8 protein-coding genes and 3 pseudogenes are annotated in these 12,753 nt (G+C 51.3%); 5 read left to right on the top strand and 6 right to left on the bottom strand.

The features are described from left to right. Positions 1-264: 264 nt before the first annotated feature. Complete coding sequence (locus tag LU633_RS16255; protein WP_016189775.1) at positions 265-471, bottom strand: hypothetical protein; 207 nt, start codon at positions 469-471, stop codon at positions 265-267. Positions 472-582: 111 nt separating this feature from the next. Between LU633_RS16255 and LU633_RS16250 the strand changes: the two genes are divergently transcribed. Then, positions 583-2,157: a methyl-accepting chemotaxis protein gene (locus LU633_RS16250; RefSeq protein ID WP_040465381.1), complete on the top strand. Its 1,575-nt coding sequence runs from the start codon at positions 583-585 to the stop codon at positions 2,155-2,157. 36 nt (positions 2,158-2,193) lie between these two features. Then, positions 2,194-2,433 carry a hypothetical protein gene (locus LU633_RS16245; protein WP_016189773.1) on the top strand — a complete coding sequence of 80 codons (240 nt, stop codon included), beginning with the start codon at positions 2,194-2,196 and terminating at the stop codon, positions 2,431-2,433. 154 nt (positions 2,434-2,587) lie between these two features. Here the strand turns inward: LU633_RS16245 and LU633_RS16240 are convergent, their stop codons facing one another. The 5 genes and pseudogenes from LU633_RS16240 to LU633_RS16220 form a co-directional block, all read right to left on the bottom strand. Further along, on the bottom strand, positions 2,588-3,619 hold the full coding sequence (locus LU633_RS16240) for a methionine synthase (protein WP_016189772.1): 1,032 nt from the start codon (positions 3,617-3,619) through the stop codon (positions 2,588-2,590). A 26-nt stretch (positions 3,620-3,645) separates the two neighbouring features. Next, positions 3,646-4,629 carry a DUF1852 domain-containing protein gene (locus LU633_RS16235; RefSeq protein ID WP_016189771.1) on the bottom strand — a complete coding sequence of 328 codons (984 nt, stop codon included), beginning with the start codon at positions 4,627-4,629 and terminating at the stop codon, positions 3,646-3,648. Between the two features lie 1,062 nt (positions 4,630-5,691). Further along, positions 5,692-6,885: a L,D-transpeptidase family protein gene (locus LU633_RS16230; RefSeq protein WP_046372256.1), complete on the bottom strand. Its 1,194-nt coding sequence runs from the start codon at positions 6,883-6,885 to the stop codon at positions 5,692-5,694. A gap of 178 nt (positions 6,886-7,063) precedes the next feature. Further along, positions 7,064-7,468 (bottom strand): annotated as a pseudogene (locus LU633_RS16225) (glycoside hydrolase family 15 protein); the annotation flags it as partial. 6 nt (positions 7,469-7,474) lie between these two features. Continuing rightward, a pseudogene (locus tag LU633_RS16220) lies at positions 7,475-7,947 on the bottom strand (DedA family protein); the annotation flags it as partial. 271 nt (positions 7,948-8,218) lie between these two features. Here LU633_RS16220 and LU633_RS16215 point away from each other — a divergent pair. The 3 genes and pseudogenes from LU633_RS16215 (at position 8,219) to LU633_RS16205 (ending at position 12,547) form a co-directional block, all read left to right on the top strand. Further along, positions 8,219-8,804: pseudogene (locus tag LU633_RS16215) on the top strand (Yip1 family protein). Between the two features lie 269 nt (positions 8,805-9,073). Beyond that, positions 9,074-10,015, top strand: a complete 942-nt coding sequence (gene pbpG, locus LU633_RS16210) for a D-alanyl-D-alanine endopeptidase (RefSeq protein WP_016189766.1) — start codon at positions 9,074-9,076, stop codon at positions 10,013-10,015. Positions 10,016-10,108: 93 nt separating this feature from the next. Continuing rightward, entirely contained in the window at positions 10,109-12,547 is a 2,439-nt protein-coding gene (locus tag LU633_RS16205) for a DUF3772 domain-containing protein (protein ID WP_016189765.1), read from the top strand. Positions 12,548-12,753 lie beyond the last annotated feature (206 nt).

Here is a 12,753-nt window from a genome sequence, read left to right as displayed (position 1 = left end):
AAAAATGTTAGTGCTGAGATAATAATTTCTGACTTCTGACGCGAGCATGCCAAAAACAGGCGTCTGAAGTTTCAGACGTGTATAGCATGCTCCCCTCTGTACCATATACAGAACAGCGGCAGCAGTTGCTATTTCGTCACTGCTAACAGACGCACCGCAGGGCAGCCAATAAATACGGGCTGAGTCCATTCATTTTTCGCTATCAGCGGATAGTAACTGTAACGACGGGGAACAGAGCCGCTGGGTGTGTGCATTCACCAGCCTTCACGGCCAATGCGCATGGCGGGTGGGCAATCCAGAGATATAGCCGGAACCGTGCAGGGCATCCATAAAGTAACCCTTATCGACAGGATGCTGATAAAAGGGCGTATTAAATATTTCCTGTTGCATCACAGCTTTTTTAACCGGTTGATATATCGCAATCTTATAATATTTCATACCGAATTCAGGCGTACGGAGACACAAAGTCACGATTTATTCCTGAAATTTATCGTGCGAATGCCGATATAAGATCAGTTGCCAGCGGGTGATGTGGTGCGCAATTCCCGCAAGTACTCCTGGACTGAAACGGAAGGTGAAAATATGTTTATTCACGGAAAAATGAAACTCAGCATCATGTTAATGATGGCATTTCTTTGTGTCATTCTTATGGGCGTTTTTATGACGGCATTTGCCGGATTCAAGCTCAATTCTGTCAGCGAACAACAGGATTTAACGCATGCCCGGCTGTCTGATTTACAAGTGTTGCAAACCCTGAAAGACAATATAAATCAGCAAACGGCTTTACTACTCGAATTGCCTGGCGCTATGCAGCCATCGGCGCTGGGCGATCTGCGGGCACAGTTTTTTTCACTACAGAAAAACAGTGATGACACCACCGCACGTTTTCGTATGTTGGTGAATGGCGCTAAAAGTATTCCTGGTATTAATCTTGCCGAAGTTGAAGAGGCTTCTGGCCTGCTTAACAAGATAGAAACGGCTTCCCCTCCTTTTAATACGGCGGCGCAGGCCGTCTTTCAGCAAAATGGCGCGGCGGCAGCGGATAAAGTGAGCAGCGGGCTATTGCCCGCACTTTCCCTTTATCGTACGGCCGTAGATGGCATGGTTGCCTATCAGGCGCAGGTGACATTGAAAACGGCTCAGACATCGACTCAGGCCTTGTCCGGCGTTTATCTGACGCTGATTGCCCTGACGGCCGTGTTTGTTATGCTGGGCTGTGTGATGAGCTGGCTGATAAACCACCGGATTAAGGGACAGCTTGGCGGGGAACCTTCGCAGGCACAGATGCTGGCTGCCACCATTGCCGCAGGCGATCTGACCACCCAGATTACACTGCGTCATCATGATACCGACAGTCTGCTGGCATCACTGGACAGCATGCAAAGTAATTTGCGTGGTCTGGTGTCGCAGATTAAGGAATCTTCCGCTTCCGTGGCGTTGGCCGCCGGGGATATTTCGCAGGGTAACACTGAACTTTCCTCGCGCACCGAGCAGCAGGCCGCCGCGTTGCAGGAAACCGCCGCCAGTATGGAACAGCTTACCGCCACGGTAAAAAACAATACGGCCAGCGCACAGCAAACCGCTGAGTCTGCCCGTCAGGCTGCGATACTGGCGCGTACCGGAGAGCGTGATATGCAGCATATGTCTGAGACAATGAATGCTATTTCACTGAGCGCTGTGAAAGTCCGGGATATTACCTCAGTGATTGAAGGTATCGCCTTTCAAACCAATATTCTGGCACTCAACGCGGCGGTTGAAGCGGCGCGTGCCGGGGAACAGGGTCGTGGCTTTGCTGTTGTCGCGGGGGAAGTCAGGACGCTGGCACAACGCAGTGCTACGGCAGCCAGAGATATCAAACAATTGATTGAACAGGCCGTTAGCCAGGTTGAAAGCGGTGTGGCGGTTGCGGCTGGTACAGGCCAGAGCATCCTGAATATTGTGGGTATGGTCGGTGAGCTGGCCGAGGCGATGGATAATATTTCGCTGGCGTCTGCTGAACAAATGCAGGGCATTTCACAGGTCAGTATTGCGGTAACTCAGATGGATGGTGTAACGCAAAATAATGCCGCGCTGGTTGAAGAATCTTCCTCTGCATTGCACTCGCTTTCTGAACAGGCCAACGCGCTGCGTGAAACGGTTAATACATTTCGCGTGTAGCGGGTGATACGGGCGATATGCGCGGCGTACCGACAGGTGCGCCCGCTTTTACTGCAACATGCGCCTCAAATCTTCTCTTCCTGCAATATCAATATGCTCAGGTTTTTTGGCGAATCTTATCCAGTTACGCCATATTGTTCGATTTCTGTAGTGTTTACTGGCAGCGTGGCCGGAGTTGATTCTCATTTGCTTTATCCAGAAAATGCGGTGGTCAAAATTTTAGCCCGTTGGCAAGATAACGCCCGGGATAGCCGTGAAATGCACCGGACTTTTTAAAAGCAGGATTGGTAAAGCGGAGAGCTGTCGTTTATCCTGGCGATTGTGCGTGAGTTAAACCAGCAAGGGACTCAGTCCGGTATCTGTTCAGGCTGAATGTCGCCTGCATACAACGCGGACTGAGTTTGGGCAACGGATATGCCTTTAGATCGGGTTATTTCGCCAGCAGCTCGTTGCGGACGATATCTGCGCCTGCACTCAGGGCACTGAGCTTACCTTTTGCTACCTGACGAGTTAGCGGTATCATACCGCAGTTGGTGCTTGGATAGAGTTTGTCGGCATCGACAAACTGCAGTGCTTTACGTAGCGTATCGGCCACTTGCTCCGGGGTTTCAATCGTACTGGTCGCCACGTCAATTGCACCCACCATCACTTTTTTACCGCGAATCAGTTCAATCAGATCCATTGGCACACGCGAGTTTTGACATTCCAGCGAAATAATATCGATATTGGATTTTTGCAGCTTAGGGAAAATCTCTTCGTACTGACGCCACTCTGAGCCGAGGGTTTTTTTCCAGTCGGTGTTGGCCTTAATGCCGTAACCGTAGCAGATATGCACTGCTGTTTCGCATTTCAGCCCTTCAATGGCTTTTTCTAACGCGGCGATTCCCCAGTCATTGACCTCATCAAAAAAGACATTAAATGCGGGTTCATCAAACTGGATAATATCAACGCCAGCCGCCTCTAATTCTTTTGCTTCCTGATTAAGAATTTTTGCAAATTCCCAGGCCAGCTTTTCCCGGCTTTTATAATGGCTGTCATAAAGCGTATCAATCATCGTCATGGGACCCGGCAGCGCCCATTTAATAGGCTGCTGAGTTTGTCGGCGTAAAAATTTGGCATCTTCAACAAACACCGGCTTTTGACGAGACACTTCACCGACCACGGTGGGCACACTGGCGTCATAACGATTGCGAATTTTAACGATTTTGCGTTTTTCAAAATCCACGCCGCTGAGGTGTTCAATGAACGTGGTGACGAAATGCTGTCGCGTTTGTTCACCGTCACTGACAATATCAATGCCGGATTGCAGCTGATCTTCAAGGCACAGACGTAGGGCGTCTTTTTTACCATCAATCAACTCCTGGTCCTGCAGTTTCCAGGGAGACCAGAGCGTTTCTGGCTGTGCAAGCCAGGAAGGTTTCGGTAAGCTGCCAGCAGTCGACGTGGGTAACAACTTTTTCATACAGGTGACCTTATATTTTTAATCAATCAATCAGCGGAACCCGCGGCCCATTGTTCAAGTTCGGTTTGGTAGGGTTTGATAAAGTGTTCTTCAGTAAATTTTCCCTGCTCAACAGCCAACTGGCTACGTTCAACACGATCGTAGACGATGCGGGTTAATGAGTAATCCTGGTACTGCAGGTTGGGCTGATACTGTTGCCCTGCGGCAGAATTGGCATTGTAAATTTCAGGGCGATAAATCTTCTGGAATGTTTCCATCGTACTGATGGTGCCAATTAGTTCAAGATTGGTGTAGTCACCGAGTAAATCACCGGGAAAATAAAAAGCCAAAGGTGCAACGCTGTTGGGTGGCATAAAGAAGCGAACTTTTAAGCCCATTTTGGCAAAGTATTTATCGGTCAGAGATGATTCATCCTGCTGATATTCGACGCCCAGAACCGGATGCACGTTGCTGGTGCGGTAATAGGTGTTTTTAATTGAAACACTCAGGCAAATAACCGGGGGCTTACTGAAATGCTCTTTGTAAGCATCTGAATTGAGGAAACGCTTAAATATATTGCCGTGCAAATCACCAAAATTAACTGGCGTACCGAATTCGTTCTTATCTTTATTATATTCTGACAGTAATACGCTAAAGTCATAATCCCTCACCCAGGAGGAGAAGTTATTGCCTAAAATACCCTGTGCGCGTTGCCCGGTTTTTTTATCAACAATGTTGGTCTGCAATATTTCGATTACCGGGAAGCTGTCGCTGTTGCCATTAACGCCAATATTCAGCTGCACGGAAATGATGTCAACCTCAACAGCGTAACGGTCACTTTTTGGATTATCCCACTGTGCCAGCGCGTTAAAACGATTGTCAATCATTCTCAGGGCGTTACGCAGGTTCTCCTGACGTTTCTCTCCTCTGGCCAGATTAGCAAAGTTGGTGGTAATGCGCGTATTTTTCGAAGGGTTGTAATTCTCGTCGAAAGAAATGCTCTTAATGGAAAAGCTAAACGGGTTGTTCATCGCAATCTGGCATCCTGATTTCTGATATAAAAACTGACTTATTGCCTGCATTCAGAATCTTCTGATTCTCGTGACGGGCTTTATTATCCAATTAGTCATTATGTTAGCGGTAACGCATATTTTATGCCTGAGCTGTGGTATGAGTAAAAGTGATTTAATTTCATTGAACATGAGCCATCTTCATGATTGACCTGTTCATCTGCATCGTACTGATGCTGACGCGCAGGCTACCGGGTGGCTTGCCGTGCAATCCGTGGCGTTAAATGCCGAATGTCTGATATGAACTGAGCGCCTGTCTTTCTGGTTTTAGCGCGTCGTTTCGATTTATTTATCTGAATTTATTGTTTTCTATTCTGGCGCGTGAACGTTATTTATTTCGTATACGCTGTCGCAGTCAGCTCGTGGTGGCGTGAAGAAGCAGGGATGAAAAGAGCGATAAAAATAATGGATGATGAGAAATATTCAACATCCTGACTTGCGCCCCGACTGAGCATTTTCTCATCCGTCGGTTTTTAACGCCTGTACCGGACCTCATCTGTCTGTTTCACCCTCACCAATATTGAATGTTTTTCATGGCCTTTCGATCATACGAGCGGGAATGAGAGATGTTGATGATCGTGAAATGGTTTCGACAACTTTTTTGAAAAAGAGACCGTTGAAGAAGTGAGTCAACCAATGCTTTGCTATTGCACGGCGGAATACCAATCATTTTAGACTGGCAGATTCACTACTGCTCAGGACCGGCATATTTTGCAGGCATCAGCTTCTTCCTTTTTTTGCAGGCGGATGGATAAGCAAAATCCCTGCAGCAGGTCCGGGTGAAGCACCACGCCCTTTGAAAAGACATGGATCAGAGCTGACTTGAAATAAATCCAGGTGCTGGCCCGCCAGTCATTTGATGGGCGACGACTCTTTGCGTTTTGCTCCCGCTAATCACAACGACGATTCGACAGTAAGTACAGTCTAAAAGAAAAGCGACTATTTCAGGCGAGATAGCCGCGCCGGGCGTTTCATCTGGCAATAACCGCTGGCCCGTCAGAGCCAATAGCTATCACTGCCTGTTTAAGGCTGAGTGGCCGTGCTATCGGATGTGGCTTTGTTTTCATAAACGGGACCGGGCTGGCTCGGCACCACGAAACCGTTGTCGGATGAGGCCGCGGGTGGCGTTTCGCCGCTCTGCGGCACCTCGCTGTTAGCGGGCACATTCCCGGCAGGAACAGAGGTGTTTGCTTCCTGATCTGTCACTGAGGTCATCGGCGCTTCATTTGGCTGTGCCTCTTGCGACTGTTGTGGTGCGGCGACCGGCTTTGCAAAGCTGTTATCGGCACCGGTATTCAGTTTAACCGGCATACCACTGCGGGTTTTCAGCGCACTTTCCAGTGCATTGCTGTCAACGCTGGCATCGCTCACCACTTTATTGACCGCTGGCGTGATGCTCAGTGGAACTGGCTCGCGGGAGTTGAACTGCTCCTGGGTCTGGGAAAGCGGGTTATGCACTTCAACCAACCGTGAGCCATCCGGCTCGACGGACGCCTTAATCGGCTGATCGATAAACTGCACCCGGGTACCCACAGGAACATTGTCAAACAGCCATTTAATATCATCGGCCCGCAGACGCACGCAGCCGTGGCTGACGCGCAGGCCGATACCAAAGTTAGCGTTGGTGCCATGAATGGCATACAGGCGTCCAATATAAAGGGCGTACAGGCCCATTGGGTTATCCGGGCCTGGAGGGAAGTAGGCTGGCAGCGGTGAACTCGCTGCAACCGAATCTTCATGCATCTTCTTGGTTGGCGTCCAGGTTGGGCCGTCTTTTTTACGTTCAACCTTGGTCGTCCAGTTGATCGGCGTGTCCTTACCCAGTTCGCCAACGCCAATGGGCAGCACCACCACAGTTTTGGTGCCTTTAGGGTAGTAGTAAAGGCGCATTTCCGCGCTGTTGATCACGATGCCTTCACGCGGGGCGTCAGGCAGAAGAAGTTGCTGAGGGATGATCAGCTTAGATCCTCCTTTGGGCAGGTAGACGTCCACACCTGGGTTGGCTTCCAGTATGTTGCTCAGGCCCATTTGGTACTGGGCAGCAAAAGCCTCAAGCGGCAGCTTGTTGTCCTGGGGCAGGGTGACTTCAATATTCTCACCGATAAGACGACTGTTGGCCGCAGGCAGAGAGTAAACAATGGCTGAGGCCGACTGGCTGTAAGCAGTCAGAGTCAGAGTCAGGGCTAAAGCGGCAAATGCGCGGATGCTCTTTTTCATATTTTTCAGGTAAAGCGCCATGTAATCAGTGGATAAATGAACCTGTACCGACAGGTGCAACCAGTTGCACATTATATGGTCATAATCCGGCAGGAATAAACCGTGATTTATCCCTTCACAGTCATATTTAGCCAGAATTTTCTGTAAAGAAAAGCAGGCGCCAATAAAAATACCTGTTTCAGGGCTGCCAGAGTGGATTGTCGCCATCAAGCTTGCTATTAAGGAAACAGGGTGCGCTAATTAAAGCCAAATGGCTCAGTGCCTGCGGTGTGTTGCAAAGCGCATAACCCTGTTTATCGAACTTTTCTGCATAAAGTCCGGGTGGACTGGCATAACGTAGGTGCTTTTCAAATTCAATGTGGGCCTGATAAATGCGCCCCGCCCGCGCCAGACATTCGACGTACCAGAACGAGCAGGCGGCGAAATCCCCTTCGTCGCCATTAAGTCCGTCAGCGGGCGTTTCCTCCATATTATAGCGTCGCACCAGACTGTCGCTCACCAGCCGCTTTTCGATCGCTTCCAGCGTGGCCAGCCAGTCGGGATCGGTTGCGTCGACGAACCTGACCAGCACAGCCAACAGTACCAGTCAGAACAGCGGTTTCAGATGCTGTTCCAGCTTGTGCAGCCAGGGGGCTATCACTTGTCCCCCTGCGTAACCCAAAGAAACAAAAATTAATGCCCACAGTGTCGTGCCAATGACATTAAATAGCAGGAATTCTTGAGGCTTCAGCTTGCTGGCACCGATAATGCGCAGGCCATATATAAAGCACACTCCAATAACAAAAAGCACCAGACGTTTGCGAATCAGCCTGTTGGCGCGGGCAATTTGTGTCTGATGTTTATGGCATCGTTTCAGGACGGTCGGGTCATAATAACGTCCAATAAAAAAACAGGGCAGTGTCCCCCAGAATGCCGCCGGGTTTGGTCGTCAGCACCACTACGCCATAGTGGAGCAGCCCCTGATGTGCCGCGACGCCGTACAGTAAAGGTTTCCCCCTCCGCCAGGCAGCCGATAAACAGCGCCAGATAACCATATTGCGTCATCAGATGATTGACATACATTTGCCTGTTCTCCTTATGGCTGTTGACAGCCTGCAGGTTCTGTCAGCGTCTGAATTTGCTGCTGGCCGTCCTCTGCCATCCGCGATTTTTAGTCTGCAAACATTGAGTCTATACACTGGTGTTTAAATTGCGTCGAAGGCAGTTTTTTCGTCGAAAATTGAACTGATTAGTGTGTTGCGGCGCAGATTAAAAAACAAACAGTGTGGCACCTTTTATACTTCAGACGATACGCCGATGAGGCGGCCACCTTTCGTAGCAGAGGAGTGAAAATATGAATCATGTCTGGGGACTGCTGGTGCATCCTGGCCAGGAGATGCGCCATATCCGGCGGGAAAATGAAACTGTATCTCATCACTACATGCACCATGTTTTACTTATGGCGCTGATTCCGGTGATCTGTGCATTTGTCGGCACGACGCAAATCGGTTGGGATCTGGGGGCGCCGCTAACCCTTCCGCTGTCGTTAGCCAGCGGAAGGGTTAGCGGTATTGTTTTATGCGCTGATTCTGGCGGGGGGGGCGGTGATGGGCCGTGTTATTCACTGGATGGCACGGGATTTTCCACAGCGCCCTGAGCGGACTCGCTGCACGGTCTTTGCCGGTTATGTTACCACGCCACTGTTTATCAGCGGGCTGGTTGCACTCTATCCACTGGTGTGGCTCTGCGTTCTGGTTGGCGCACTGGCGTTGTTATATACCGGCTACCTGCTTTACGTCGGTATCCCGACCTTTTTAAATATTGAGCAGCAGGAAAGCCTGTGCTTCACCGGTTCGACACTGGCAATTGGAGTGCTGGTTCTTGAAGTTCTGCTGGCCCTGACGGTGTTGCTTTGGGGCTATGGTTATCAGCTGGTTTAATCTTGCTCGTCCGTTTGAGTGGGGCCATGCTTAACGTGCGTGCGGCGGGGCTAAGACCCTGCTGCAGTACCTGACTGCCGAAATGACGCACAACCGGATCTTGTCTTCCTCAGGTCAACACGCCATTAACGCCTGGAAACGAATAAACTTTAGGAAACTACTAAATATGCGGCGTATGATACGCAGGCCAGCCCCGTGAAGCCTGCACAGCGCGGTGGCGGCGTGCAGCAAGGCTGCACATGAATCACCACCCGGTTAAGTTTTTTAAGATGCCTGCAAAAATTCGCTTGTCGTTTCTCAGTCTGGCTTTCCTTTTCTCCGGCGCGGTTTTCCTGCATCCGGCCAGCGCCAGTCCCCGCCAGGCACAGCTCGCCACCCAGCCGGAGATTGCCTCTGGCAGCGCCATGATTGTTGATCTGAATAATAACAACGTGATCTATGCCAGCCACCCGGATCTGGTTCGGCCAATGGCCTCGATCACCAAACTGATGACGGTGATGGTTGCGCTGGATGCCCACCAGCCGATGGATGAAATGCTCAGTGTCGATATCAGCCACACGCCGGAAATGCGCGGCGTTTATTCGCGAGTGCGGCTGAACAGCGAAATCAGTCGTAAAAATATGATGTTGCTGGCGCTGATGTCGTCAGAAAACCGTGCTGCAGCCAGTCTGGCGCATCATTATCCCGGTGGCTATGACGCGTTCATTCGCGCAATGAATGCGAAAGCACATGCATTGGGCATGACCAGTACCCGCTACGTTGAGCCGACCGGGCTGTCAATTTTCAATGTTTCCACCGCACGCGATCTGACGAAGCTACTGATTGCCACCAAACGCTATCCCCTGATCGGTGAACTCAGTACCACCCATGAGCAGATGGCGACCTTCAGAAGTCCGAACTACACTCTGCCATTCCGCAACACCAATCATCTGGTGTACCGGCCTGACTGGCATATTCAGCTGACAAAAACTGGCTTTACCAATCAGGCAGGTCATTGCCTGGTGATGCGCACGGTGATTAATCAGCGCCCGGTCGCGCTGGTGGTGCTGGACGCTTTTGGGAAATATACCCATTTTGCTGACGCCAATCGTCTGCGAAACTGGCTGGAAACCGGCAAGATTTCGCCGGTCCCGCCTGCCGCACTGAGCTATAAAAAGCAGAAGGCAGCGGAAATGGTCAGTAATGACGGTGCAGCTGACGTCATTGAGTAATTAACTTTATCCTGCCGTTGCAGGCAGGATAAATGCAGCGTTCACCCAGGTGGACGCGCGTTTAGCGATCCTGTTTTTTATCCGGAATTTTTCATGTCTGATTTACGAAACCTCTTTCGCCTTTGTCTGTTAGTTTTTGTCACCCTGCTGACGGGGATGGTCCATGCTGCCAGCGATGAGGCCAGCCAGCAGGCAGGCGAAGCGCCGGTAAAAGTCAATGCGGCGGTTGAACTGCCGAAAATGCAAAAGGTGCTGGATAAAATCAAGCAGCAGGTCTCGGGCGAAACCAATGACGGCCGCCTGTCCGCGCTGAATGATATGGCCATTGAACTTTCTGGCGATGCCGACACGTTGATCCAGGGGATTACGCCTCAGCGGACGCAGTTACAGGCACAGCTGGGTGTGCTGGGACCAGCACCGAAAGCGGACAGCGGCGTAAAAGAAACCGCTGAAGTGACCAGCAAGCGTAAGAATCTGGAAAACCAGAAAGCAAAGATCGACGACCAGGTTCAGCAGGCTGAGTCGATTAAGAGCGGGGCGATTAATCTCTCTGCGCAGATTGTCAGCCTGCGCCGTGAAGGGTTAAAAACCCAGCTTGCGCTCAATACAGGCAGTTTTTTTGGTCCGCGTTTCTGGGCGCCGATGTTCAACACCGAGAGTGATGATGGTGCCAGAATCAGCGATTTCCTCAGCGAGTTGGCTAACACCGCTACGCTCTCATGGCAACCGGACTGGCGTCTGGGGACGGTGATTTGGATATTGCTGGCGGTGCTGGTTGCCAGCCAGGGACGGCGTTATCTTGAGCAGTTTCTGGCATGGGTGGGCATCCATCTGCTGCCGGAAGGGCGACTGCGCCGCAGCTTCCTGGCTGCCGCAACGGCAATAACCACGCTGGTTGCGGTGGCGCTGGCGTTCAATTTCCTTAACCTTGCATTTACCCGACATAGTGAGGTGGTGGATGATGTGCGCACCTTTGCCGATAAGCTGGTTGGGCTGAGTATTATCTGCGGACTGATTGCCGGACTCGGCAGGGCGTTTCTTTCTACCCGCCGTCCTTCCTGGCGCCTGCCCAATATCTCGAATCCGGTGGCACTGGCGCTCAAACCCTTTCCGCCGCTGACCGCCGGACTGGTGTTTGTTTTTCAGATGCTGGAAACCCTCAATCAGAGCGCGAACACCAGCGTTGCCACTACGGTACTGGCCAGTGGTGTTACCGCATTGCTGATTGGCTGCACGGCGCTTTCCATCAGTTTTCGCGTCAACCGCGCCAGACGTAAAATCATTCTGGCGGGCGGACAGCCCGAGGCCCGTTCTACGCTGGTGGGGCTGATCCAGATGGCGATCACCCTTGCCGGGATAGCGATTTTACTGGCGTTGGTGATTGGTTACGTGGCGTTGGCCCGTTTCCTGGCCTATGAGCTGATTTGGATGGGCATTGTTTTGGGTTCTTTTTATATCCTCAGTCCGCTGGTGGCCGATGCTTGTGAAACGCTGTTCTCGGTAAATAATGCGTCGGGAAAAAGCATTCAGCGTTCACTGAATATTGATGCGCGACATCTCGGCCAGGTGGCGACGCTGCTGGGGGCAACCGGTAAAACGCTGCTGGTGCTGGTGGCGGCTATGGCGCTGCTTAACGGCACCTTTGGTAGCGGGACGCCCATTGAGCTGGTGCAAAAAACCATTGAGTTCTGGGGCGGGAAAGGGCTTGAAACGCTCAATATCGTGCCGGCGCACGTACTCAACGCGCTGCTTTGCCTGATCGTTGGTATTTACATACTGCGCGCTGCCCGGCGCTGGCTGGACCAGGATTTCCTGCCGAAAACCACCATGGACGCCGGGATGCGCGTGTCGCTGATTACCCTGTTCAGTAACCTCGGCTATGTGATGGTGTTTCTGCTGGCGCTATCCATTATGGGGCTACAGTGGAACAAGCTGGCGTGGATCGTCAGCGCCCTGTCGGTGGGTATCGGTTTTGGTCTGCAGGAAATCGTAAAAAACTTTATTTCCGGTCTAATCCTGCTAACCGAACGGCCTGTAAAGGTGGGCGATCTGGTCAGTATCAGTGGAATTGAGGGCGATATCCGGCGCATTAACGTGCGCGCCACTGAAATCCAGCTTGGTGACCGTTCGACGGTGATCGTACCGAATTCGCAATTTATCTCTCAGAACGTGCGCAATGCCACCATGGGCAATGCGCAGGGTGTTGCGACCATCACGCTGACCTTCCCACTGGATATCGATCCGGTGCAGGTTCGCCAGCTGCTGCTGGATGTTTACATTGAGAACGAGCGTATTCTTGAGACACCAGAACCATCGGTGACCTTTAAAGATCTGATCCCTGAGGGCATTGTTCTGTCGGTGACTGGAAATGTGGCTAGCCCGCGTCAGGTATCGGGTGCCAAGAGCGATTTGTTGTTCGATATTCTGACCCGTTTGCGCAAAGAAGGCGTGGTACTTTCGTCGCCGCAAACAATGATTGTGGAACAGCGCAACGGGCAAAAAGTGCTGCTGGATGATGGCGCAGAAAGCTGATCGTCCGGTTACGGGCTGGTTAATATCTAATCGCCGCCCGTGGCAAAAGCGATATCAATTGTTGAGTTAGCAGGGACAGGTCTTCGTGCAAAAGCGCAGCCGGATGGACGACTGCGTGGTCAAGGGCTGGCTTGTCCGCCAGTGTTAAACGTGGTGTTAATGCTGCTGGTTAGTGAGCGTCAGGGATGCAATAGCAGCTTGTCAGT

Origin of the sequence: Erwinia tracheiphila, from assembly GCF_021365465.1 — a bacterium.
GTDB lineage: Bacteria > Pseudomonadota > Gammaproteobacteria > Enterobacterales > Enterobacteriaceae > Erwinia > Erwinia tracheiphila.
The sequence above is the reverse complement of the archived record's forward strand: the minus strand, read 5'-3'. Positions and strand labels throughout refer to the sequence as shown.

Coding starts and splice junctions, on each gene's coding strand:
- LU633_RS16230 (WP_046372256.1), bottom strand. CDS start 6,885: ATGAAAAAGAGCATCCGCGCATTTGCCGCTTTAGCCCTGACTCTGACT.
- pbpG (WP_016189766.1), top strand. CDS start 9,074: ATGCCTGCAAAAATTCGCTTGTCGTTTCTCAGTCTGGCTTTCCTTTTC.
- LU633_RS16235 (WP_016189771.1), bottom strand. CDS start 4,629: ATGAACAACCCGTTTAGCTTTTCCATTAAGAGCATTTCTTTCGACGAG.
- LU633_RS16205 (WP_016189765.1), top strand. CDS start 10,109: ATGTCTGATTTACGAAACCTCTTTCGCCTTTGTCTGTTAGTTTTTGTC.
- LU633_RS16250 (WP_040465381.1), top strand. CDS start 583: ATGTTTATTCACGGAAAAATGAAACTCAGCATCATGTTAATGATGGCA.
- LU633_RS16240 (WP_016189772.1), bottom strand. CDS start 3,619: ATGAAAAAGTTGTTACCCACGTCGACTGCTGGCAGCTTACCGAAACCT.